This window comes from Marinilactibacillus sp. XAAS-LB27, from assembly GCF_036039175.1.
Lineage (GTDB): Bacteria > Bacillota > Bacilli > Lactobacillales > Carnobacteriaceae_A > Marinilactibacillus.
On the sequence record NZ_JAYXKP010000001.1, the window covers coordinates 683,380 to 708,830 of the forward strand.

22 protein-coding genes are annotated in these 25,451 nt (G+C 37.0%); 3 read left to right on the forward strand and 19 right to left on the reverse strand.

Annotation, left to right across the window (positions count from 1 at the left end; translation table 11 throughout):
* Positions 1 to 112: 112 nt before the first annotated feature.
* The 6 genes from typA to pdhA all read right to left on the reverse strand — a co-directional run bounded on the left by typA (position 113) and on the right by pdhA (position 8,405).
* Positions 113 to 1,942, reverse strand: a complete 1,830-nt coding sequence (gene typA, locus VXN63_RS03290) for a translational GTPase TypA (protein ID WP_327756519.1) — start codon at positions 1,940 to 1,942, stop codon at positions 113 to 115.
* 242 nt (positions 1,943 to 2,184) lie between these two features.
* The gene (locus tag VXN63_RS03295) at positions 2,185 to 2,964 is read right to left on the reverse strand and encodes an inositol monophosphatase family protein (protein ID WP_327756520.1); all 780 of its coding nucleotides are present in this window, start codon (positions 2,962 to 2,964) and stop codon (positions 2,185 to 2,187) included.
* A gap of 139 nt (positions 2,965 to 3,103) precedes the next feature.
* Entirely contained in the window at positions 3,104 to 4,510 is a 1,407-nt protein-coding gene (gene lpdA / locus VXN63_RS03300; RefSeq protein ID WP_327756521.1) for a dihydrolipoyl dehydrogenase, read from the reverse strand.
* Positions 4,511 to 4,522: 12 nt separating this feature from the next.
* Complete coding sequence (locus VXN63_RS03305) at positions 4,523 to 6,145, reverse strand: 2-oxo acid dehydrogenase subunit E2 (protein ID WP_327756522.1); 1,623 nt, start codon at positions 6,143 to 6,145, stop codon at positions 4,523 to 4,525.
* 173 nt (positions 6,146 to 6,318) lie between these two features.
* Positions 6,319 to 7,296 (reverse strand): alpha-ketoacid dehydrogenase subunit beta, encoded by a 978-nt coding sequence (locus VXN63_RS03310; RefSeq protein WP_327756523.1) that lies wholly within the window; start codon positions 7,294 to 7,296, stop codon positions 6,319 to 6,321.
* A gap of 2 nt (positions 7,297 to 7,298) precedes the next feature.
* Positions 7,299 to 8,405, reverse strand: a complete 1,107-nt coding sequence (pdhA, locus tag VXN63_RS03315) for a pyruvate dehydrogenase (acetyl-transferring) E1 component subunit alpha (protein ID WP_327756524.1) — start codon at positions 8,403 to 8,405, stop codon at positions 7,299 to 7,301.
* 484 nt (positions 8,406 to 8,889) lie between these two features.
* On the opposite strand from pdhA, the gene def reads away from it, so the two are divergent.
* Complete coding sequence (def, locus tag VXN63_RS03320; RefSeq protein ID WP_327756525.1) at positions 8,890 to 9,462, forward strand: peptide deformylase; 573 nt, start codon at positions 8,890 to 8,892, stop codon at positions 9,460 to 9,462.
* A gap of 78 nt (positions 9,463 to 9,540) precedes the next feature.
* Here def and VXN63_RS03325 read toward each other — a convergent pair whose 3' ends face one another.
* Together VXN63_RS03325 and VXN63_RS03330 are read right to left on the reverse strand one after the other, a co-directional pair.
* Positions 9,541 to 10,878, reverse strand: coding sequence for a DUF1576 domain-containing protein (locus VXN63_RS03325; RefSeq protein WP_327756526.1), 1,338 nt, complete (start codon positions 10,876 to 10,878; stop codon positions 9,541 to 9,543).
* 196 nt (positions 10,879 to 11,074) lie between these two features.
* Positions 11,075 to 11,854 (reverse strand): Cof-type HAD-IIB family hydrolase, encoded by a 780-nt coding sequence (locus tag VXN63_RS03330; protein ID WP_327756527.1) that lies wholly within the window; start codon positions 11,852 to 11,854, stop codon positions 11,075 to 11,077.
* A 414-nt stretch (positions 11,855 to 12,268) separates the two neighbouring features.
* Between VXN63_RS03330 and rnjA the strand changes: the two genes are divergently transcribed.
* Complete coding sequence (gene rnjA, locus VXN63_RS03335; RefSeq protein ID WP_327756528.1) at positions 12,269 to 13,939, forward strand: ribonuclease J1; 1,671 nt, start codon at positions 12,269 to 12,271, stop codon at positions 13,937 to 13,939.
* Between the two features lie 48 nt (positions 13,940 to 13,987).
* Here the strand turns inward: rnjA and VXN63_RS03340 are convergent, their stop codons facing one another.
* From VXN63_RS03340 to VXN63_RS03390, 11 genes are all read right to left on the reverse strand, one after another.
* Positions 13,988 to 14,620 (reverse strand): response regulator transcription factor, encoded by a 633-nt coding sequence (locus tag VXN63_RS03340; RefSeq protein WP_327756529.1) that lies wholly within the window; start codon positions 14,618 to 14,620, stop codon positions 13,988 to 13,990.
* The gene (locus VXN63_RS03345; RefSeq protein WP_327756530.1) at positions 14,617 to 15,675 is read right to left on the reverse strand and encodes a sensor histidine kinase; all 1,059 of its coding nucleotides are present in this window, start codon (positions 15,673 to 15,675) and stop codon (positions 14,617 to 14,619) included. The genes VXN63_RS03340 and VXN63_RS03345 overlap by 4 nt, the downstream gene beginning before the upstream one ends.
* Positions 15,672 to 16,409, reverse strand: coding sequence for a cell wall-active antibiotics response protein LiaF (gene liaF / locus VXN63_RS03350; RefSeq protein WP_327756531.1), 738 nt, complete (start codon positions 16,407 to 16,409; stop codon positions 15,672 to 15,674). The genes VXN63_RS03345 and liaF overlap by 4 nt, the downstream gene beginning before the upstream one ends.
* A gap of 151 nt (positions 16,410 to 16,560) precedes the next feature.
* On the reverse strand, positions 16,561 to 17,034 hold the full coding sequence (greA, locus tag VXN63_RS03355; protein WP_327756532.1) for a transcription elongation factor GreA: 474 nt from the start codon (positions 17,032 to 17,034) through the stop codon (positions 16,561 to 16,563).
* Between the two features lie 180 nt (positions 17,035 to 17,214).
* Positions 17,215 to 17,850, reverse strand: coding sequence for a uridine kinase (gene udk / locus VXN63_RS03360; RefSeq protein ID WP_327756533.1), 636 nt, complete (start codon positions 17,848 to 17,850; stop codon positions 17,215 to 17,217).
* Positions 17,851 to 17,939: 89 nt separating this feature from the next.
* Positions 17,940 to 19,022 (reverse strand): endolytic transglycosylase MltG, encoded by a 1,083-nt coding sequence (gene mltG, locus VXN63_RS03365; RefSeq protein ID WP_327756534.1) that lies wholly within the window; start codon positions 19,020 to 19,022, stop codon positions 17,940 to 17,942.
* Positions 19,023 to 19,217: 195 nt separating this feature from the next.
* A complete protein-coding gene (locus VXN63_RS03370; RefSeq protein WP_327756535.1) occupies positions 19,218 to 19,523 on the reverse strand; it encodes a DUF1292 domain-containing protein in 306 nt (101 codons plus the stop codon).
* A 15-nt stretch (positions 19,524 to 19,538) separates the two neighbouring features.
* Positions 19,539 to 19,967 (reverse strand): Holliday junction resolvase RuvX, encoded by a 429-nt coding sequence (ruvX, locus tag VXN63_RS03375; protein WP_327756536.1) that lies wholly within the window; start codon positions 19,965 to 19,967, stop codon positions 19,539 to 19,541.
* Between the two features lie 3 nt (positions 19,968 to 19,970).
* A complete protein-coding gene (locus VXN63_RS03380) occupies positions 19,971 to 20,228 on the reverse strand; it encodes an IreB family regulatory phosphoprotein (RefSeq protein WP_327756537.1) in 258 nt (85 codons plus the stop codon).
* A gap of 209 nt (positions 20,229 to 20,437) precedes the next feature.
* Complete coding sequence (gene alaS / locus VXN63_RS03385; protein ID WP_327756538.1) at positions 20,438 to 23,083, reverse strand: alanine--tRNA ligase; 2,646 nt, start codon at positions 23,081 to 23,083, stop codon at positions 20,438 to 20,440.
* 359 nt (positions 23,084 to 23,442) lie between these two features.
* Positions 23,443 to 24,324 (reverse strand): YitT family protein, encoded by an 882-nt coding sequence (locus VXN63_RS03390; RefSeq protein WP_327756540.1) that lies wholly within the window; start codon positions 24,322 to 24,324, stop codon positions 23,443 to 23,445.
* 159 nt (positions 24,325 to 24,483) lie between these two features.
* On the opposite strand from VXN63_RS03390, the gene VXN63_RS03395 reads away from it, so the two are divergent.
* Positions 24,484 to 25,395 carry a diacylglycerol/lipid kinase family protein gene (locus VXN63_RS03395; RefSeq protein ID WP_327756541.1) on the forward strand — a complete coding sequence of 304 codons (912 nt, stop codon included), beginning with the start codon at positions 24,484 to 24,486 and terminating at the stop codon, positions 25,393 to 25,395.
* Positions 25,396 to 25,451 lie beyond the last annotated feature (56 nt).

Consider the following 25,451-nt stretch of genomic DNA (forward strand, 5'->3'; position numbering starts at 1 on the left):
CCTTTGGTAATCATTGCTAATAATAGTATAGCATAAAAGCGCTTTGAGACAACTATTCATTTAATTATGTTCAATAAAAAAGTCAGTAGCAACTGCTACTGACTTAGATAAATTACTTAGATTTTTTACCAGATTTTTCTCTCAAGTTTTTATCTAGTATTTTTTTACGTAAACGAATAGATTCAGGTGTTACTTCACAATACTCATCTTCAGCCAAGAATTCTAATGATTCTTCAAGCGTTAAGATACGAGGACGTTTGATAACGTTTGTCTGATCTTTATTCGCAGAACGGATATTTGTTTTTTGTTTTTCTCTAACTACGTTAACAGAAAGGTCATTATCACGGTTATGTTGTCCAACAATCATTCCAGCATATACTTCAGTTGTTGGTTCAACAAAGATGACACCACGGTCTTCTAAGTTCATGATACCGTATGTTGTAGCAGAACCATTTTCCATAGATACTAGTGCTCCTTGACGGCGCTCTCCAGCTCCACCGGCAACCATTGGTAAATATTCATCGAATGTATGGTTTAAGATACCATATCCACGAGTCATAGAAAGGAACTCCGTTGTAAATCCGATTAGACCACGTGCAGGGGCAGAGAAAATCAAGCGTACTTGACCATTTCCAGTGTGGACCATATCTTTCATTTCAGCCTTACGTTGTCCAAGGTTTTCAATAATTGATCCCATATATTCTTCTGGGGTATCAATTTGAACACGCTCAAACGGCTCGTGTTTTTTACCGTTGATTTCTTTGATGATTACTTCCGGACGAGACACTTGTAATTCGTATCCTTCACGACGTAGGTTTTCAATCAAGATAGACAAGTGTAACTCTCCACGACCTGAAACAATCCATGCATCTGGAGAGTCAGTCGGATCGATTCTTAAAGAAACATCTGTCTGTAATTCCATATTCAATCTTTCATTTAACTTGCTCGAAGTAACCCATTTACCTTCGCGACCTGCAAAAGGAGAGTTGTTTACTAAGAAAGTCATTTGTAATGTTGGCTCATCGATACGTAAGATTGGTAGTGGATCTACATGGTCAACAGGTGTAACGGTCTCTCCAACGAAGATGTCTTCAAAACCAGATACTGCAATCAAGTCACCAGCTTTAGCTGACTGAATTTCCACACGGCCTAAACCGAAGAAACCAAATAGTTTTGTTACACGGAAGTTTTTAGTTGATCCATCTAATTTACTTAATGTTACGTTGTCTCCAACTTTGATTGTACCGCGGAATACACGTCCGATACCAATACGTCCAACATAGTCGTTATAGTCTAATAAAGAAACTTGGAATTGTAATGGCTCGTTACTGTTATCCACAGGTGCAGGAATCTCAGAAACAATTGTTTCAAATACTGGGTTCATTGTGTTTTCTTGATCGTCTGGGTTGTCAGAGAAGCTTGAAGTTCCGTTCAATGCTGAAGCATAGATTACCGGAAATTCTAATTGTTCTTCGTCTGCATCCAACTCAATCAATAAATCTAATACTTCATCCAAAACTTCTTTAGGACGAGCAGAAGGCTTGTCAATTTTGTTTACAACAACGATTGGACGTAATTTTTGTTCTAATGCTTTTTTCAATACGAAACGCGTTTGTGGCATCGTACCTTCATATGCATCAACAACCAAAATTACACCATCAACCATTTTCATGATACGCTCAACTTCACCACCGAAATCGGCGTGACCAGGTGTATCCAAGATGTTGATTTGAGTATCTTGGTATTTAACAGCCGTGTTCTTAGCAAGAATTGTGATTCCGCGTTCTTTTTCAAGATCGTTTGAATCCATTGCACGTTCACTAAACTTGTTGTGAGCTTCCAGTGTATCTGACTGTTTCATTAATTCATCAACCAGTGTTGTTTTACCATGGTCGACGTGGGCAATAATTGCAATATTACGAATATCATTTCTAATTTCCATTTAATCATTCACTCCTTAATAACTACGGTGAGACTTTATCATTTTTAAACTACAAATCTTTAGAATCCAAAATTTCATATTCAGTCAAATAAAACTTCTATAAAAGTTTTAACAGATTTTCACACAAAAAGACACTTACTCTTGGTTTGACTCCAACGCAAGAATAAATGCTAAGTCATTGGATCTTTTTTTCCACTTCTTATTATAACAGTAATTTTCAGAAAATACACTGTTTTTTTAAACTATTTCAAATTGGCTGTCACAATTTCGTCGTAGGCGCTAGGTGATGCAAAAATTGTCTGGTTCGATTTCAATAAATCAACTGGTTCTCCAGAGAAGTTTGATATTTTAAAACCAAATTCTTCCAGCATGAGTTTCCCAGGTGCAATATCCCACGGGCTTAATTTAGTGGCTACATACGCAATAATATTTCCTTTAATGAGTTCTGTTACTTCTAAGCCAGCAGAGCCCAACATTCTGACACCCATAGATCGGCCTGCGATTTTTCTATAATCGCTGAAAGCGTCTTGTGTCATTAATTGACTATTTGTAGCCAACAGTCCATCTGACAAGCTTTTGTTCTCAGGTGTGCTTACTGGTTGGCCATTACAAAATACACCTTGACCTTTTATAGCGTGATAAAGTTTCTCTTCTGTCACATTATAGATATATCCTTGCACACCTTTGCCTTCTTCATATACTGCAATCATTACGGCAAAATTTTCTTGTTGAAGAACAAAGTTTAACGTTCCATCAATCGGGTCGATAAACCAGACAGTCCCCTTCAAATCTTCAAGGTCATCTCCAAAACCTTCTTCCCCGCAAATACGATCATTAGGAAAATGGCTTCTAATTTTATCAGTTAAGACTTCTTCGATTTTCTTGTCCATATTTGTCACAAGGTCATTTCTTGCTGATTTTTCTTCTACTTCTAAACTTTTTTCTTTTGCTTCTTCAATCATTTCAGCAGTTTCTTTTATCCATTGTTTTATCAATTGGTCTCTTTTTTGAATAACTGACATTTAAATTCCTCTTTTCTATTCGTTCTGTTCATTATATAAGTTTTTAGGTTTTCTATCAAAGTTTAGCTGTCGCTAATTTTATGTAAAAAGAAAAATCGAGTGAGGAAAATCCTCACTCGATTTAATCTACTGTAAATTCTTACATGTGAATTGGTAGTCCTAGAGCAGCTTCTGCTGCATCCATTACAGATTCACCTAGAGAAGGGTGTCCGTGGATAGTCATTGCGATATCTTCCGCATTCATTCCACTTTCAATCGCTAATCCAAGTTCAGCAATAACGTCTGAAGCGCTGTGTCCAGCAACTTGAGCTCCAACAATTACGTTATCTTCTTTAGTTGTTACTAAACGTACGAAACCTTCAGTAGCGTTAAGAGATAATGCACGACCATTTCCAGCTAATGTGAATTTAGTCGATTTAGTGTCAAGACCTTGATCTTTAGCCTCTGCTTCAGTTAAACCAACAGATGCAATTTCAGGATCAGTAAAGGCTACTGCTGGAAGCGCACGATAATCAACAGCAACTTTTTTACCAGCGATTGCTTCTGCAGCAATTTTAGCTTCATAACTAGCTTTGTGAGCTAGTGCAGGACCAGGAACGACATCACCAATAGCAAAGATGCTTTCGATATTTGTACGTCCTTGGTTATCTACTTCGATCAAGCCACGATCACTCATATTTACGCCAGCTTGTTCTAGACCAAGTTCGTCAGTGTTCGGACGACGACCAACGGTTACTAATACATAATCAACGTCTAAAGATTCTTCTTTTCCGTTAGCTTCGTATTTAACTGTTACGCCATCATCAGTTTTTACTGCTTCTTTAGCCATAGCTTTAGTGACAATGTTCACGCCACGGTTTTTGAAGTTTTTCTCAACTAATTTAACCATGTCTTTATCAAAACCATTAAGAATTGAAGGAAGACCTTCAAGAATAGTGATTTCAGTACCTAAGTTAGCGTAAACTCCAGCTAATTCAGAACCGATATAACCACCACCAACGATAGCCATTTTCTTAGGAACTTCAGTCAAGTTCAATGCTCCAGTAGAATCTAGTACGCGATCGCTGAATTTAAATCCAGGGATTTGTACCGGACGGCTACCAGTTGCAACAATAGCATTGTTGAAAGAATAAGTTTGAGCACTATCTTCACCCATTACACGTAGAGTGTGTTCATCGTTGAAGAAAGCTTCTCCGTAAAGAATCTCAACTTTGTTCTTTTTAAGAAGCATTTCTACCCCTTTAGTTAATTTGTCAACAACTTGAGTTTTTTTCCACTCTTGAGTTTTTGAGAAATCAAGTGTTACATTTTCAGTAGTGATACCAAAAACTTGAGAATCTAATGACTCTTGGTATTTGTGACCAGCAGAGATCAATGCTTTAGAAGGAATACATCCAACGTTTAAGCAAACTCCACCAATAAATTCTTTTTCTACAATGGCAACTTTTTGTCCCATTTGAGCAGCGCGGATGGCAGCAACATAGCCACCAGGTCCAGCACCGATTACAACTGTATCTAACTCAATTGCGAAATCTCCTACAACCATTTAAAATTCACCCTAGCCTTCCATTAATAGTAAATCTGGGTCTGCCAATAATTTTTTCAATTCGTTCATTGCAGCTTGACCTGTCGCACCATCAATAATACGGTGGTCGAATACAAGTGACAATGGAAGCATTGGAGCCGCTACGATTTCACCTTCAGCGTTAACGATTGGTTTCTTGAATGAACGTCCTACACCTAAGATTGCCACTTCTGGGTGGTTAATGATTGGTGTGAAGAACTGACCATTTACAGAACCGATATTAGAGATTGAAATAGATCCATCTGCCATATCGCTTCCTTTAAGTTTTCCTTCTTGAGCTTTAGAAGCTAAATCATTAATTTCATCAGCGATGTCAAATACTGATTTAGTATTCGCATCTGAAACTACTGGTACGTATAGTCCTTGTTCTGTATCAGCAGCGATACCGATGTTAAAGTAGTTTTTGTAAACCACTTCGTCAGTAGTGTCATCAATTGATGCATTAAGTGCTGGGTATTTCTTCATCACTGAAATCAAAGCTTTAACAACGTAAGGTAAGAACGTCAATTTCGTTCCTCTTTCAGCTGCGATTGCTTTGAATTTCGTACGGTGAGCAATAACCTTAGAGAAGTCTACTTCGTCAAATAATGCAACTGAAGGAATTGTTAACGTGCTGTTAACCATTGCTTTAGCGATTGCTTTACGAGTTGTACTCATTTTCTCACGAGTCTCTTCGTCTGCACGACCAGATTTAAACGGTTTAGCATCAGCTGAAACTGTTTTAGATGATCCAGTAGATTTAGAAGCAGGTGCTTTAGCAGCAGACTGAGTAGCTTCTTCTTTAGAAGATGAAGTCTCTTCAGTTTTCGCAACAGCTCCGCCACCTGATACAAAAGTATCGATGTCTTCGCGAGTTGTACGTCCGCCTTTACCAGTAGCTTCTACAGCACTGATATCAACATCTTTTTCACGAGCATATTGACGAACTGATGGCATTGCAAGAACACGTTTATCAGGGTTTGAAGTTTTAACAACTTCTCCAGAAGTTGCAGCTTCAGATCCTGCTGGGTCTGTTTTAGCCGTTCCAGATTCAGTTGAAGAAGCACTAGATTCTGAAGATTCTTCAGATCCGTGACCTTCTGCACTAATTTCAACAATTGGATCTCCAACTGCTGCAACAGTACCTGGTTCTACCAAGAATTTTTTGATTGTTCCATCAACTGGTGATGCTAACTCTTCTACTGATTTATCGTTTTGAATTTCAGCGATTGAATCGCCTTCTTCTACTGTATCTCCTTCAGAAACTAACCAGCTAACGATTTCGCCTTCTGCCATTCCTTCTCCAACGTCTGGAAGTTTGAATGTGAACGTACCTGTAGATCCTTTAGATTCAGTTTTAGCTTCTTCTGATTCGTGACCTTCAGCATCGATTTCAACAATTGGATCTCCAACTGCTGCAACAGTACCTGGTTCTACCAAGAATTTCTTGATTGTTCCATCAACTGGTGATGCTAATTCTTCTACTGATTTATCATTTTGAATTTCAGCAATTGAGTCGCCTTCTTCTACTGTGTCTCCTTCAGAAACTAACCAGCTGACGATCTCGCCTTCTGCCATTCCTTCCCCTACATCAGGGAGTTTAAATGTAAAAGCCATGTTTGCGCTCTTCCCTTCTCGTTTATGATTATTCAATCATCTGTTTTCTAACTACGTTGATCAATACATACAACAATAGGAAGAAAAACCAATACAGATACTCGAGATACTGAACTAGTTTTTCCCCTTTTGTTGATAGATCGATATTTAACGTACCGATCTTATTGATTTAATTAAAAGTTTACAGCTTCGTTGATTGCTTCAGAAATATCGTCAGCACTTGGTAACCAAGTGTTTTCAGCTTGACCAAATGGATAGATTGTATCAGGTGCAGATACGAATCCGATTGGTGCTTCAAGTGAAAGTACAGAACGTTGAGATACTTCAGAAATGACAGTATTACCCACGCCAGCTTGACGTTGAGCTTCTTGAACCATAACCATACGACCAGTTTTTTCAACTGATGCTACGACTGTTTCGTAATCGATAGGTGAAACTGTACGTAGATCTACTACTTCTACAGAAACACCATCTTTTTCAAGTTTTTCAGCTGCTTTTAGTGCTTCACGAACCATGTAACCATAAGCTACAACCGTTACATCAGTACCTTCTTTAGCAACAGCTGCTTTACCGATTGGTACAGTATACTGTTCTTCAGGTACTTCATCACGGAATGAACGATAAAGTTTCATGTGCTCAAGGAATACTACAGGATCGTTTTCACGAATCGCTGAAGTTAAGAGTCCTTTAGCGTCATAAGGGTTAGAAGGGATGACAACTTTCAATCCAGGAGATTGAGCCATTAATCCTTCAAGTGAGTCAGCGTGCATTTCAGGAGTGTGAACCCCACCACCGAAAGGAGAACGTACAACTACTGGCATGTTCATATTTCCACCCATACGGTAACGAGTACGAGCGATTTGTCCTACAACTGAATCCATTACTTCAAATACGAAACCAAAGAATTGGATTTCCATTACTGGACGGAAACCTTGTACAGCTAAACCGAATGCCATACCACCGATACCTGACTCAGCAAGAGGCGTATCGTTAACTCTTTCTTCACCATATTTATCGTAAAGACCTTGAGTCGCACGGAAAACTCCTCCGTTTTTACCAACATCTTCTCCGAAAATCAAGACTTTTTCATCACGAGCTAATTCTTGATCTAAAGCTTCAGTGATCGCTTGAATCATTGTTAGATTCGCCATGCTTATTTACTCTCCTTTGCTTGGTATTTCTCAATCTGTTCAGTAATGTTTTGACCTGGAGCATCAAACATACTATCTAAGAATTTAGAGACTTTCATTTTTGGAGCTTGATCTGCTTCTTTAGCAGCTTGTTTAACTTCTTCTTTAGTTTTTTCAATTAATTCTTCTTCACGTTCTTCAGTCCATAGACCTTTTTCAGTTAAGAAGTTACGGAAACGAATTAGTGGATCGCGTTGTTCCCAGTAATCGAATGATTCTTGTTCACGATAACGAGTTGGATCATCACCAGAAGTTGAGTGTGGTCCGAAACGTGAAGTGATTGTTTCAATAAGAACAGGACCATTACCAGCCGCTGCCCAGTCACGTGCTTGCTTAGAAACAGCGTATACTGCTAACGGATCCATTCCGTCAACTTGGATACCCGGAATACCCGCTGCTGCTGCTTTTTGAGCCAATACATTTGCTGCAGATTGTTTCTCACGTGGAGTAGAAATCGCATAGCCGTTGTTTTGGATGTAGAATACTACTGGTGCTTTGTAACGTCCAGCAAAGTTCATACCTTCATAAACATCACCTTGTGAAGAACCACCATCACCAGTATAAGTGAAAGTAACTTCGTCTTCTTTTCCAGCAAATTTTTGCCCAACTGCATTACCCATCGCTTGGATGTATTGCGCGCCAATGATAATTTGAGGCGGAATTGCGTTAAGACCTTCTGGATAATTGTTTCCTTCAACATTACCTCTTGACCACAAGAATGCTTGTGATAATGGTAAACCGTGTTGAATCAATTGAGGAACATCACGGTAACCTGGATATAGCCAATCTTGTTTTTTGAATGCGAATTGACTTGCTAATTGAGAAGCTTCTTGTCCCATAGTTGGAGCGTAAAATCCTAAACGTCCTTGACGCGCTAAAGCCATAGAGCGATCATGTAACACACGTGACCACACCATTCTCTCCATTAATTCTACTAACTCGTCATCTGATAAATCAGGCATAATGTCTTCATTTACGACCTTACCATCTTTATCAAGAATCTGAACCATCGGAAACGAAGCTTCGATTGAACTTAGTAATGCTTCGTAATCAACTGGTTGCTTTGCCATAGACTATACATTCCTCTCTTTTAATTAAAAGTTTTATTAGTTGAAACAGCTAAAACCAACTGTATCATTTTTCTCGATTCCTTATTAAACTTACCACGCATTACTCTATTTTGCAAGTCTTTAGCTCTGAGAATGCGCTTAAAAACGTTGATAGAACAAGGTTAAAAACTATTTGTGAAAATAAACACTATAAATGTGTTTTTATTTTGCGCATCTAAATTTCAGTGATCAGCGCTAGCGATAGTAATACAGTCTTTTAAACTGTTATATAATATTAATGAATACTCAAGATGTGTTTTTCAATAGTTTAGATTGCTTTCTTTTGTGATTTTTTTCACTATATCATTTAATAAATGGTTCATCGTTTGCTCTATTTTCCAACTGCTAAATAGTCTATTGTGACGTGCATTTCTTTACTGAAACTGTTAAAATGGTGAAGCTAACTCTCTGAGTAGAAGAATGCTGAATGAAGGAGTGTATTCAATTGATTACAATGAAAGATGTTATTAGGGAAGGTCATCCAACTTTACGTGAAATCGCTAAAAAAGTAGAGTTGCCTCTGTCAGAAGACACTAAACAGTTGGCTAATGAACTGTTACAGTTTCTGATCAACAGTCAAGACCCTGAAATTGCTGAGAAGTATGAATTAAGAGCCGGCGTAGGTATCGCTGCTCCTCAAGTAAATGTTTCTAGTCAGCTGCTAGCTGTTCACTTACCGTCAGCTGATGAAGAGTCAGAAGAACATGCATTTAGTAGAATCATGATTAATCCAAGAATTGTGAGCCATTCTGTTCAACAGACTTGTCTACCCGATGGTGAAGGCTGTTTATCAGTTGATAGAGAAGTTGAAGGTTTTGTGCCTAGACATAAACGCATAACTGTTGAATATGTTGATTTGGATGGCAAAGAACATAAAGAACGCCTAAGAGGGTTCCCAGCTATTGTTGTTCAGCACGAAATCGATCATTTGAACGGCATTATGTTCTACGACCGAATTGATCCCGAAAATCCACTTGCTCTTCCTGACGGAATCGACGTCTTAGGATCAAGAGAATAGATTAATTAAAATAAAGAAGCTGAAAATGATGTTTAACGCACTCTTTGAGTAAAGTTAAACACACCATTTTCAGCTTTTTTAATCTTCTTCTGTACTAATAGATTCTGCTGGATCGACTGGTTCTCTAATTTCTCTGCGCTGCTCTCTGTGGTAATGAACAGCTTCTAATAATGGAATCATTAGCGCGGCTACAAAACCGCCTGCAAAACCGTTATTGTAAAGATTGATTCCACCATGAAGATAACTTGTATTACTAACAACCGTTAAATGTAAACCACCAGCAATCATTCCCATTACTAGTCCGTATCGACCAGCTATAGGTGCTATCGTTGTTCCAAACAATCCTGCTATGATAACTGAAGTATCACTCATATCGTAATTATTAAGGTAGCCAATCAATGTAACGCCCAACAAGATAGGGATAACGTTTTTAAGATGTTTACCAAACGCACCGAACCCCACTACGGTCAGAACGCCCCCAATGACTGGACCGTTCAGTTCTCCTCCTAATGATAATACGAATCCCAAAGCTACAAACCCTAATAAAGACATATTAATCAGTGTAAGGTTAAACCCATTCTTTTTTACAAAGTCTGAGGATAATTGTCCAGAATGCTTCATCATACGACTATATCCGTTTAGTGACCAAGAATTTAAATAGAGACCATACAGTAACATAACTGTAAATAATGGAAAAAATAATAGCGACATCTGCATATTGTTTCCTTTAGAGATTAATGAAATTGGTTCGATAACGACCCCGGTAGCTCTAAGGATTGAGGTGAAAATCGTACCGACTACACCACTTGAGAATCCAATATTATATAAACTAAACCCTTTGGTGAAGCCTACAAAATGATGGGCTAATGGTGGCAAAATAAATCCAGCTACAAATCCGGCTGCACTTCCTAGAAGTATGCCTATCCCTAAACGTAAGCCGATATTAAATGTGATCTCATTGACAAGTGGCCCTAGCGCTGTTCCAAACAAAGCGGCTAGTAATGATCTTTCGGCAGGTACCTTCGTTACCCAAGCATAGGTGAATGCCCCAACGACGATTGGCATGGAGTTATAGAGGTTTTTACCAAAAAATGAGAAAGCCGCAACTGTAAATACAGCGGCAATCAGTGAACCGTTAATTTTAGCTTTTGTAATTTTTATCAAAAGTAAAGCATGCAATGTCAGTATTCCAGAATTGAAAAAGGTTGCGCCCACATTGGCAAGTTCAAAATAATCAGTCGTTAAGTTGGATGCAGTTGTAAGAATAACTGCCTGACCATTGATAATTTCCAAAGGTGTATTGAAAACGAATGATATGAGCACCAGAAATATTCCAAATAATATGAGCATCCAATATTGAGTGTTCTGCGTAATTTGACGAGCTGAAGTAGCAACTATTTTATCGTTTGTTTCCATGAACATCTCCATTTCTAAATCAAGTACAATATCTGTAAACCGCTTTATTTAAAAGGATAGTAAAACTAATTATATCGAATGACTAGACCAGTTTCAATATCTTAATTAAAACGCACTAAATCGCAATTGTTTAGAAAGAAATGAAATTTCTTGAAATATCTGAATAAAACTTGCTTAAACGAACTTTTATTAACTATTAAATCAACTCTAATTCTTTTAAAGCTTTATAAATTCCGTCATCATTATTCGAGGCCGTAACCATATCGGCCACTTCTCTAACAATACTTTCTCCATTTCCCATAGATATGCCTAGCCCAACATTTGCTATCATCTCATAATCATTGAGTCCATCACCAAAAGCAATAACGTCTTCTTTTTCAAAACCTTTTAAAGCAGCCATTTTAGCTATTGTCTCAAACTTTGAACCATCTGATGGAAGAATATCAACACCAGATTCGTACCATCTTACAAACCTGAATTCAGGAAACTGCCCATTTTCATATAAATGACTATGTTTTTCTCCATAAAAAATCAATGCTTGAGTTAAATCATGATGTTTATAGAACGACCGATCAGTATCTGGAACCGGGAAGCCGACATGTTTCATTCCTGAACTTACTTCTTCACTGACCTTTTCACTCCGTCTTTTAAGTTCTTTAGCCGTTTCATAAATCATCTGATGATCGTGCTTATCCGCGATTTTAATCAAACGTTTTAAAGCCTGATTATCAAGAGGATTAGAATAGACTTCTTCGTGATGGAAAAAACCAGCAGCACCGTTACAGACGATATAATTGGGTACATTAAGTTCATCAATTAATTCTTTTGCCATTAATGCATTTCTCCCTGTTGCAATGGCTACTTCGTGACCATTTTCCTGTAAAGTCTTGATTGCCTCTCTAGTACTGTTTAAAATCGTTTTCTCATCTGTTAAAAGCGTTCCATCTATATCGAAAAAGATCATTTTTTTAGTCATTGTCCGTCTCCTTAAATTCTTAGCTCTATTTGTCTTTACTTTGCTAGTGTAACCCGTGTAATCCATTCCATACAACTAAGAATATTAAAATGAACGAATCCTTGATTGTTTTAAATTAAAACCTCTTGTCGCGCTCTGTTTTCATGAATTCGCTTCTTCTATACTTATTGTTTTGAGTATGGTAGAATTGTACTAACCGTTGGCTGAAATAGGCCAACTCATCGGACGGATATTAAAATTGAAAAATGAAAACTCGAGCCATGTCTTGATGGAACCTTACTCAAAAGTGGCTTTTTTTCATAATATGCAAAAAGACTTGGTTACCCTAGTCTTTACTGTATTCGTTTGTTCAAGCTTATGTCCAAACGTTAAATATACAATCTGATTGAAAACAATATTAAAAGGAGATTTTTGATGAAACCGAATATTAAAAATAATGAAGCAGCTATTTTTGCTTTAGGTGGTTTAAATGAAATAGGTAAAAATACTTACGGAGTTCAGTTCCAGGATGAAATTATCCTGATCGATGCGGGTATTAAATTCCCTGAAGATGACCTTCTAGGTATTGACTATGTTATTCCGGACTATTCTTACATTATTGAAAACAAAGATAAGATTCAGGGACTATTCATTACGCATGGTCACGAAGATCATGTTGGAGGAATTCCGTTCCTTCTTAAACAATTGAACATTCCTATTTATGCTGGCAAATTAGCTTTGGCTTTGATTCGTAACAAATTAAATGAACATCAATTACTGCGTTCTGCTGAGCTTAATGAAATCAACGAAGACACAGTTGTAAAATTCAGAAAAACGTCTATATCATTTTTCCGTACAACACATAGTGTTCCAGAATCTTATGGTATTGTTGTGAAAACTCCGAATGGTAATATCGTTCAGACAGGCGATTTTAAATTTGACTTTACGCCCGTTGGAGAACCTGCTGATTTGCATAAAATGGCTAAAATCGGTGAGGAAGGCGTCTTGGCATTACTTTCTGATAGTACCAATGCTGAAGTACCCAACTTTACAAAATCAGAACAAGTTGTTGGGGAATCTATTCAAAGCTTACTGAAAAAAATTGACGGTAGAATTATCTTCGCTACCTTCGCTTCTAATATATCTCGAGTACAGCAAGTGGTCAAAGCTGCAAACGAAACCGGTCGTAAAATCGCCGTTTTCGGACGTAGTATGGTGACTTCATTGGAAACCGGGCAAGAACTTGGTTATATTGAAGCTGAAGAAGGTACTTTTATTCATCCAAATGAACTGAAGCGTTATAAAGACAACGAAGTATTGATCTTATGTACTGGTTCTCAAGGAGAACCAATGGCTGCTTTAAGCCGTGTGGCAAATGGTACACACCGTCAGATCACGATCCAACCAGGAGATTCAGTAGTATTTTCTAGTTCTCCAATTCCAGGTAATACAGTTAGTGTAAATAGAGTCATCAACCAATTACTAGAAGCTGGCGCCAACGTTATTCATGGTAAAGTCAACAATGTTCATACTTCTGGTCACGGTGGTCAAGAAGAACAGAAACTGATGCTTCGCTTGATGAAACCTAAATTCTTTGTTCCTATTCACGGAGAGCACCGTATGCAACGTATTCACGCTAATTTAGCACAGCAAACAGGTGTCCCTGAAGATAATTGTTTTATTCTTGACAATGGTCAAATTGTTGCTTTCACAGAAGATTCTGCTAGACGCGCTGGAGAGTTTAATGCTCAAGACGTTTATATTGATGGTAGCGGTATTGGTGACATCGGTAATGTCGTATTGAAAGACCGTAAATTATTGTCTGACAACGGTCTTGTTGTTGTCGTTGCAACGATTGATACAGATAAACGTACCGTTCTTGCAGGTCCGGATATCATTTCAAGAGGATTCATTTACATGAGAGAATCTGAGAAACTGATTCAAAGTGCTCAAAAAGTTGCTTTTGAAAGTATCCAAAGATCTTTTGAGTTCAAACAAGTAAATGAATACAAAATGCGTAACGATCTGATTGAAGATATCAAACAGTTCTTATTCGCTGAAACAGAACGTAAACCTATAATCTTGCCAGTAATTTTAACTAAATAAATCAGTTAACAGCAAAATACCCGGTGGGCATGCCCACCGGGTATTTTTTTATTCTACTAAGTCATGTCTAAAGGCGTAAATTGCGGCTTGTGTGCGGTCCTCTACTTGAAGCTTGGATAAAATATTCGATACATGTGTTTTTACAGTTTTCAGTGTAATGAAAAGTGCATCTGCAATTTCTTGATTAGAATATCCTTGAGAAATCAGTTGAAGTACTTCTTTTTCTCGATTCGTTAATTCATCATGTAAAATCAGTTTACCCTTATTATTTTCGTGTTCTATTAGTTTTTCTGTAACTTCTGTCTCAAAGTAAGGATCGCCGTTGTATGTAGATCGTATGGCTTCTGCTATCTCACCAGCCGAAGATGTTTTCAGAAGATACCCTGAAGCACCCGCATCCATAGCCGGAAAGACTTTTTCATCATCGATAAAGCTGGTCAGAATAATGATTTTAGCTTCCGGCCACTCACGGAGAATTTTTTGAGTAGACTCAATTCCATCCATTACTTCCATTACTAAATCCATTAGTATAATATCTGGTTTTTCTTTTATTGCAATTTCGTATCCTTGAAGTCCATCTTCTGCCTCACCGACCACCGTCATGTCTTCCTGAATTGAAAAATACGATGACAGTCCTAAACGAACCATTTGATGGTCATCAATTAATAATAGTCGTATCATTTTTCTCCTCCTGCTACAATTGGAATACTAATTTCAATACTAGTACCCTTTTCTGGGAAAGAGATGATTTTTACATCTCCACCGATCCCATTAATTCTTTCACGAATATTTTCCAAACCATAACTTCCAGATTTCTTATGACTCATATCGAAACCAACACCATCATCAATCATTCTAAGCAAAACTGTCTCATGTACCTTTTTCAAATAAACTTCTAATTCTTCAGCTTTTGCATGTCTTAATACATTGGAAAGCAATTCTTGAACAATTCGGAATAAATGGTCTTCAATACCATGTGCCAGTCTGACGTCTTCAATTTCAAAACGAATCTCTGTATTGATTTTGGTGCATAATTCTTTAAGTAATTGTTCTACACCTTGCTTTAAGGTTTTTCCGTCCAATTTAACTGGTCTAAGATGCAACAGTAATGCTCTCATCTCTGTTTGAGAATCATTGATGATTTTTTCAATCAAATTTAATTGAGTACTGAATTTTTCATCCAATTCATCCGATTGTTGGTTGACGGCACTCAACATCATTGAGGCAGCAAATAGCTGCTGACTTACGGAATCATGTAACTCTCTCGCTATTCTGTGACGTTCATTCTCAAGAATTTCAATTTTTGTCTCATTGCTCATCTGTGTTGATCTCTGACTGGCGATAATGGCTTCCTCTGCCATTCGCATCAATTTTTCATGCAGCTTGATAAATTGACGGTCGATCTCTTTATTCACCTGTAGTGGTGTATCTAAAGAATACATATCAAGAAAAATTGAAGCAGAATAATGGCCTTTTGACATCATTTTAAGTCCTTCTTCGACTTTCTTGAGTTTCTTTCGTTCATAAGATTTCATATAGGCTAGCATGATAAACGTTAAGAAAACAGAGAAGAAGAATAAATAAAAGATTAAAGGAAACCCTTGAAATCGATATTGAAAAATCATATAAAACCAGTCTTCACTTGTATACGTAAAACAGATAAACAGTGTGAACAAAAAAATCATGATAAAGAATAGAAAAAAGTACTTGGAGAATTCAGTCGCATTGCGTTTCATATAAAGATCACCTCGACTTCTCCGATTAAAGCGTTTAATACAATCTTGATCTTTCTGGAACTTTCTGGATAAGTCGCTGACTGCCATTTCAATGTTTCATTCTTTAAATCTAAATGATCATTCCCGATTTTAACTTTCCCAAGTAGTACAGAAAGATCCAGTGATACACCAACTTCTTCAGGAATCAGTAATTTAGTATCGCCCAGTCCTTTTCGGATCATAACGATATTTTCCTTTTTCGGAAGTATGGTATTTCCTAAATCGATTACAGTGTCTCCCATCGCTTTAGAAAAGTTGATATCATCCCATTCGTAGATATCATACCCTATCGAATCATCACCAAACCATTTTTTTCTAGATAATTTGACTGTTTCTTCTTGTTCTTCTTTGAATTGAAAAGAAACGTAATCTTTTTCTCTCCATTTTGGTTGTTTTTTAGTTAAAGGATCTTTTATGGTCTTGAACATCTTATGATCTTCTCCAACTTTAAAGATTAGTAGTACAATCAGAATCACCCAGGCAGCACTTGTGAAGAAAATAGATAGTACAAACAGTATGAGTCCTAACCAGAATAGATTTTCTTGTTTATGATTTTTTTTAAATAATTTATCTGGAAAGATCATTAAAAATAGCCCAAGTAAAAATAGAACTAGAAGTGATCCGCTCGTAACGATATCGTAAAGTAACCAGATACCCAGTAGCCCCATAACCAGTTTGAATAATGGATGATTCATTTTGCATGCTCCTCAAGATTGATGTACTTATAGTATAATGGATAATTCATCATACCGCACTACTACAGAGGAAAAATCAGTCTTAAGTATGAGTAGAAAATAAAAAAGAACAAAAGACAGTACGACCATCTTTTGTTCTTTTGGTATTTAATTAAAATACTTTAGTGATTTCTACTGTCATTGATCCACCTGGTGTACTGATTTCAACTTTTTCTCCAACTTTTTTACCCAAAAGAGCTTGAGCAATTGGTGATTCATTTGAAATTTTTCCAGAAAACGGATCAGCTTCTGCTTTACCGACGATTGTGTATTCTTCATCGATACCATTTGGTAGTTCTTTAAAGATAACGGAACGTCCTAAAGATACTTCATCTGTTTTTGACTTGGAATTATCAATAATTTCCGCGTTTGCTAGCATGTGTTCAACTGTACTAATTCTACCTTCAATAAAAGCTTGCTCATCTTTCGCTGATTCATATTCAGAGTTCTCCGATAAATCTCCAAATCCTCGAGCAATTTTAATTCTTTCTACAACTTCTTTTCTTTTAACTGTTTTTAGTTCTTCTAGTTCATTTTCCAAATTTTCTTTACCTTCTAAAGTCATTGGATATACTTTTTCTGTCATCAAGTACTTCACCCCATAATATATTCGTTAAAAATCTGATCAAACAAGTATTCCGGATAATAAGCTAAACCTTACTATATCGATTCAAACACAAGGCTCGGAATCTCAATGGAATCAAGATACCACGAACTTAACATCTTGTAAAGCGTTTTTTTATTAAATACTCCTTGAATATTTTGCTTAAAGAGAGCGTTTTTTGAAAATCGTATCGATCTTGGTTGTCATCAAATCTATTGCAACTTGATTTCTTCCACCTTCAGGTATAATAATATCCGCATTCTTTTTAGTAGGCTCAATAAATTGTGTATGCATCGGTTTCACAACAGTAAGATATTGTTCAATAACTTGGTCTAATGTACGCGCGCGCTCTTCGATATCTCTTTTAATTCTTCTAATAATTCTAATATCATCATCTGTATCAACGTATACTTTAATATCCATCATTTCTCTAAGTCTTGAATCTTCTAGTATCAAGATACCTTCAAGTATGATGACTTCTTTTGGATCCTGTACAATCACTTCGCTACTTCTAGTGTGCTTAGTATAATCGTAAACAGGTTTTTCAATGGTTTCATAATTAACTAGTTTGTTTAGATGCTCAATTAACAGATCTGTATCAAATGCATAGGGATGATCATAGTTTGTAGCAAGTCTTTCTTCAAAATCTAGATGATCCTGATTTTTGTAGTAGGAATCTTGTTCTAACATCATGATCGATCTACCAGGGAAATGATTAAAGATTGCTTGACTTACACTTGTCTTACCACTACCTGAACCGCCTGTGACACCTATTACTATTGGTTTTGTTTTTTTCATATTTAATTTTCCTCTCGATTGAACAGGCTCATTTAAAGAGATCGTCCGATTTTCTCAATAAAAGCACTGAGCCCAAAAGGCTCAATGCTTTAATTTAATTCTTCTCGTAATTCTAAGTGTTGCTGATATGTTTGTGAGAAATAAACTTCTTTCGTAGATAGATCTGCTATAAAGTAGTAGTAATCCGTTTCAGCCGGATAAACACTCGCTTTTATAGAATCCTCTGCCGGGCTGTTAACTGGACCTGGTCCTAACCCTCTATGTTGATAAAGATTATAGGGAGAGTCTGTTTCCAGATCATCATACGTGATTCTTTCCTGATGTTCTCCTAAAGCATAGGTTACACTAACATCCGTTTGAAGAGGCATATCAATTGCTAATCGATTGTAAAATACACCTGAAATAATTTCGCGATCTTCGAAAGTAATGCCTTCTCGCTCTATGAAAGATGCCATCGTTAGAATCGCATGAACGGTTGTTTCTTGTTCTTGAATATCTGAATAATACGTTTCTAAAACTTGATCCATCCTAGAAAGCATTTGAGTAATGACGGCTTCAAGTGTCGTATCGTCATTGAATTCGTATGTTGCCGGATATAGATAGCCTTCTAAAGCATATATGGTCTCTTCTCTCGCTTCATACGCGCTTGTTAGAAGCTCAGGAAATTCTTCTACTTTTTCTTGAAGGAAAGTTTCATTTTTGATCAGATCAAAGAATTCTTTTTCTGTGAAATCAGTCTGATCATCAATAACTACAGCAATTTGCTCGATTGTATATCCTTCTGGTATCGTTAATCTACCAGCAGTTTCCTCTGTTATAGGTGAGCCACCTTCTTTCAAGCTTTGAACAATTTCATCTGAAGACAAAGCAGGCGAGAATAAATAGTATCCCGCTTGAAATCCTTGTTCACCATTGAATCTAAGGTGGTAATTGAATACAAAAGCACTATTTATGATGCCTTTCTCTTCCAAAATACGAGCAATATCTGTTCTAGATGATCCGATAGGTATCTCAACTGGTATCTCTTCATTACTTTCTGGGTCTAGAGGTTCTAGAGAAGAAGTATAGTAGTGATAACTTGAAAAACCTAGAATCACAATCAAAACGATCAATATAGCCACGATACTCAGTACGATTTTGCGCACAGTATGTGTAGATTCCTGGTCTGGCATATTTGAACCATTCCTTTTCAAAAATGTTTATATCTGTTCTATTATACACAATACACTTGCTAGATTAAAGCTAATTTTCTAAAGGTTCTTTGGATCTAGCATCTTATATGTACTCTATCGCTTAAACCTAATATACAAAAGAAAATAGCCATGTGAAATTAACAGGAGCATTTCGCATGGCTATTGTTATCCTTTTTAAGCTTCGTCGTCGTCTTCTTCTTCGATGAAAGTGTTCAGTACCTCTTCAATCATTTCCCATTCTTCATCAGAGTCGATAGAACTTAATGTTCCTTCAAGTCCTCCGTCTACTTCTGTATATGAGAATGCTGAAAGTTCAACTTCTTCCCCTTCGCTTGTACCAGCAGGGTAAACAAGTACGTAAGATTTTTCAAAATCATCTGAATCAAAAGTAAATAAGATTTCATATAATTCTTCGTTACCTTCTTCATCGATTATTGTAATATGTTCGTGATCGTGCTCGTGGTTGTGATCGTTTGCCATTTTTACATCTCCTCATTAATGATTATTTGCTTTTCGATCAAGATAGCCTTGTAAAATCATTACTGCAGCCAACTTATCGATTACTTGTTTTCTTTTTTTCCGAGACGCATTTCCTTCTTCTATCAGCATGCGGGTAGCTTGCATTGTGGTTAGTCGCTCATCCTGATATTCGACAGGTAATCCGAATGTCTCTTCTAACAGTTTACCATATTCAAGCGATGCTTCTGCTCTTGGACCTATTGAACTATCCATGTTTTTTGGTAAACCTACGATAAAACGCTCTACTTCATAAGATTCGGTGAGTTCTTTCATACGTTCAATTCCGTAATCACCTTTATCTTCATTGATTTTGATAATTTCAATACCTTGTGCTGTCCACCCAAGAGGATCACTAACGGCAATTCCAATTGTTCTAGATCCGACATCTAATCCCATTACGCGCATGATTTATTTGTCACTTTCTAGATATTTAGTCATTAATTCTTCTAGAATTTCGTCACGTTCGTGTCGTTTGATCAAATTTCTCGCATCATGATGTCTTGGTATATAAGCTGGGTCACCGGAAAGTAGATAGCCAACGATTTGATTGATCGGATTGTACCCCTTTTCTTCAAGTGCTTTATATACAATTCTCAAAGTATCCTCTACGTTGTGTTCTTGATTGTTATCTACACTAAAGCGTACTGTATGATCGTTTGAAGTCATAAATCTCCCTCCGTACTTCATAAGCAAATCCTTTAATTTTTGTCTTCGTATAAAGCTTATGTGTTATTATTTTACAAGAAATTAAATAAAAGTACAATGACCAATAAACGGTTTACCTATTATATAGTGAAATCAAGAGGTCCCCTTTATTTCATATCATTCAAAGGGATTCTTTAAACTACCTGGCTAGAAAGATCTATTTGATTCATTTATTGGTTTTCTAGAATCCAGTTTTGCACAGCACTTAGAGCATCTGCAAGTCCTTCTGGGTTTTTACCACCAGCTTGGGCCATGTCAGGGCGTCCACCACCGCCACCGCCAACTTTGGGGGCAATCGCTTTGATTAAATTACCTGCCTTGAGTCCGGCAGCAATAGCTTTATCGCTCATTGCAACAATCAGATTGACTTTGTCTTCATTTTTCAATCCTAATACTAGTACATCTGAATAAACTTCTTGCTTCCACTTATCTGCTAATTGACGCAACTGATTCATATCTTTAACCTGAACTTCTTGCGCTATAAACGTCATTCCAGCTTCTTCTTCGATTTGTTTGAATACATCATCTGCTTGAGCATTGGCCATTTTAGCATTCAATGACTCATTTTCTTGTTTGACTTCTTTCAACTCTGTTAATAATTGAGAAACCTTATTAGGAACTTCTTCGATTGTTTGTGCTTTAACCATTGCACTTGTTTCTTGTAATAAGGCTAGCTGGCTTTCCATCCATCTATAATAACCTTCACTGGTTTTGGCGATAATTCTTCTTGTGCCTGCTCCGATACCAGATTCCGATATGATTTTGAATAATCCAATATCTGATGTATTCGAAACATGTGTGCCTCCACAAAACTCTTTGGAATACTCTCCGATCATTACAACGCGGACGCTATCGCCATATTTTTCTCCGAAAAGTGCCATTGCGCCAAGTTTTTTAGCTTCTTCAATTGAAGTTACCACAGTAGAAACAGAAAGTGATTCAAATATCTTCTGGTTTACAATCTCTTCCATCTGTTTCAATTCCTGATCTGTTACTTGTCCAAAATGAGTGAAATCGAATCTTAACTGATCTGGTGTTACTAATGAACCAGCTTGATTAGCATGATCCCCCAGTACATCTTTAAGTGCTTGGTGCAATAAGTGTGTTGCTGTATGGTTTCTTTCAATCAAGTTTCGACGGTTACGATCGACTTCTAATGTATAGACTTCTCCTGTTTTCATTTCAGCTAATATGTTTGCTTCATGAAGGGGTTGTCCTGCGGGAGCTGCTTTAACCGTCTCTATCTTAGCCACAACTTCTCCAGTTTGATTTTTGATTTGACCAGTATCTCCAATTTGTCCACCTTTTTCAGCATAGAAAGGTGTCACGTCGAATATAAGTCTAGCTTTACTACCGGATGAAATTGTATCCTGAAAAGCTTCTTCAAACAATATAGTCTCAAGAGTCGCTTCAGACTGAATATTATCGTACCCAATAAATTCACTATCTTTATCAAGAGAAGTTAGAAGATTACTTTGAACAGACATTGACCCTTCGTCGCTTCGAGCAGATCTAGCACGTTCACGCTGTTTCTCCATCTCTTTTTCGAAACCACTGATATCCACTGTCAAACCTTGTTCATCCGCTACTTCTTCTGTTAACTCAATCGGGAATCCAAATGTATCATATAACTGGAATGCATCTTCTCCGTTAATAACCGTTTCTTGATTTTTTTGAATATGTTCAGTGATTTCGTTGAGTCTTCCTAGACCTTCCGCAAGAGTCTCATGGAATCGATCCTCTTCATTAGAAATGACTTTGGTAATAAAATCAGCCTTTTCTAATACTTCCGGGTAGTGTTCTTGCATGATTTCTCCTACCACTGGAACTAGTTTGGTTAAGAAAGGTTTCTCAATACCTAACTTACGGCCGTGCATAACAGCACGTCTGAGTAGGCGTCTTAAGACATATCCACGCCCTTCATTAGAAGGTAATGCCCCATCTCCAATTGCAAACGTAATTGCACGCACATGGTCTGCAATCACTTTGAAGCTCATTCCTTTGTTCGGAGCTTCTAAATACGTTATTCCAGAAATATCTTCTACTTTTTGAATGATCGGCATAAACAGATCCGTTTCAAAGTTTGTTGGTACATCTTGAATAACAGAAAGCATTCTTTCAAGTCCCATACCCGTATCAATATTTTTATTTGGAAGTGGATCATAGGTATTATCAGGTTTATGATTGAATTGAGAGAACACTAAGTTCCAGATTTCTAACCAGCGTTCATTTTCTCCTCCTGGATAGCTTTCAGGATCATTTTCTGACAAATCATTGTATTCAGGTCCACGGTCATAAAAAATCTCTGAGTTGGGACCACAAGGACCTTCACCGATATCCCAAAAGTTACCTTCTTCTTCAACAATATGGTCTTCACCTAGCCCAACTACATCTTTCCAGATTGTATAAGCTTCTTTGTCTTCAGGATATACTGTTACATATAACTTTTCAGGATCCATATTCATCCATTTTTCACTTGTCAGAAATTCCCAAGCCCATTCGATTGCTTCTGTTTTGAAATAATCACCGATAGAAAAGTTGCCAAGCATTTCAAATAAAGTATGGTGTCTTGCTGTCTTACCGACGTTTTCAATATCATTCGTACGAATACTTTTTTGCGAGCTTGCAAGTCTAGGGTTTTCTGGTTTCACAGAACCATCAAAGTATTTTTTCATTGTAGCAACCCCAGAATTCACCCATAATAGTGACGGATCTTCAATCGGTACTAGAGAAGCACTTTTTTCAATTTTATGATGTTTCTCTGCAAAAAAATCTAGATAGAGTTGTCTTAATTCAGAACTATTTACTTGTTTCATTTTTCAAATCTGTCCTCTCGTCTTTTAACTTTTAATCACAAAAAAAAACTGACTAAAGAACACTGCTCACAAGGACGTATTACGCGCGGTACCACCTCGTTTGCAATGACTTTACTCAGTTGTCATTACCTCTTAAGTCTTGTTAACGCCAAGAAAGCGGTGTGATTTCTCACACAGTACAATAGGGAGCAGTTAAAAGTTTGCTATGATTCTTTTTCACCAAGACAAGAATCTCTCTTAAATAGCATTTTCATCAACTATATCCTATAGTTTCGTTAAAATGAGTATAGCCTAGTTTTCAAATACAGTCAATACTTGCTGAAAATCTAGACCGTTTATCAAACAATCTTTAAGTGTATTTACAGCATCGGTTCGTCTACATTGAATTGTTTATGAAGAGAAAATCCTCTACCCAACACTTCACTTGCACTCATTGCAACAACAAATGCATCCGGATCAACTTCCAACACCGTTTCTTTCAAGAGTGTGAACTCTCTTTCTTGGATAACAACCATTAGCATATCTTTTTCTGTATTTCCATATCCCCCACGTACACCAAGATTCGTCACACCTCTTTGTAGAGTATGCAAGACTTCTTGTTTGATAGCTTTTGGATTATCAGAAATAATAAAGATATTTTTGTTTCGATTGAAACCAAGCTGCACCAAGTCAATCGTTCTTGAAATGATAAATAAAGCAATCAGTGAATACATAACCGTTTCTGGATCAAATACAATTAATGCAAAGAAAATCACTGCTCCATCTACCAAGACAGTACTCAACCCAAATTGAAGGCGAGCGTACTGATATAAAATCTGAACAATAATACTTGTTCCTCCAGTTGTGGCCTTAGCACGAAATACAATCCCTAATCCTAGTCCTGTGAATACTCCACCAAAAACAGCTGCTAGTAAAGGGTCATTTGTGAGCGGGCTTAAATCTTCAAGGAAAATTAGATAAAAAGGTAGTAACATGCTTCCAAGAATCGTTTTGTATCCTGCGGCTTTACCAAGTAGTGCAAAACATAATATTAGTAAGGGAATATTGACCGCATACTGAAAAACTGCTGGAGTCCACCCATAAAGGTTATTAGCTATAATCGATAACCCTGTTATCCCTCCAGATACAATTTCGTTTGGTAGTAAAAACACTTGAAAAGAAACCGCCGTAATCAAGCATCCAATCACGATATAAACATAATCTACTGCACTTAAAGTAAACCGTCTTGCCATTTTTAGCATATCATTCCTCCTCAATTTGTTAGTAACTCGAATCATTCTATCATTATGCAAATCACTTTCTCAACCCTGTTGGCGGATTCATGAGTATTTTATCATAGTAGGTTTTACAAAGAACTTGGATATCGTATACTACTGTTATATAAAGAATGGAGTGATTCCATGAATACAAATCAACAATTCACTTACATACTAAACGAACATTCCCGAAATGGTCATAAAGCTTTGAAGCAGATCAAACAATATTCTGACGAACAAGGATATACTTATAGTGTTCACAAAACTCACTATCCTGGACATGCTTTCGAAATAGCTCGTTCGCTTGCCGCTACGTTAACAGTTCATACTCTTTTAGTAGTGGTTGGTGGAGATGGTACGCTTAGTGAAGTTATTAATGGATTAGAATCAAAAAACGCGGATTGTCCTATTGGCTATATTCCAACAGGTTCTGGAAATGATTTTGCTCGTTCCCACAACATTCCTCTGACTATTCAGGCATCTATTCAATATATGCTTCAAACGACTACCCCTAGACAACTCGATATCATTGAAATTCAACATGAACATACGCGTTCATATGCTTTAAATAGTTTTGGGGTTGGGATCGACGGAATGGTTATCCATTCATTGGCTGAATCGAAATTTAAAAAAGTTGTTGGTAATGCGGCTTATTTTAGCTCAATTCTATCTGCCTACTTTAAACAAAAGCCTTTCAATATCAGTATAAATACAGGTAACCATTCTTTGGAATTCTCAAATATATTACTGGCTGTGTGTGTGAATCATCGGTTTTTCGGTGGTGGGATTCCGATTCATCCAAAAGCCGATCCAACTGATGGTGTATTTGAGCTCGTGATTGCTGAAAAAGTATCTTTTAGCGAACTTTTATCTTTGCTAACTAAAGTCATCCTAAAAAAAGACCACCTTGCTCATAAAAAGATGAACGTTGTTAAAATGACAGATTACGCTATAAACATACAGTCTCACCAATACGGACAACATGACGGTGAGTTAAAAGAACTTCACGGCGATTATACTATTTCAAGCAAAAAAAGAGCCTTCTGGATTCATTAAAAAACAGTAACGAATAAACGCCTAAGAAGATTAGAAATCGTCTTCTTAGGCGTTTA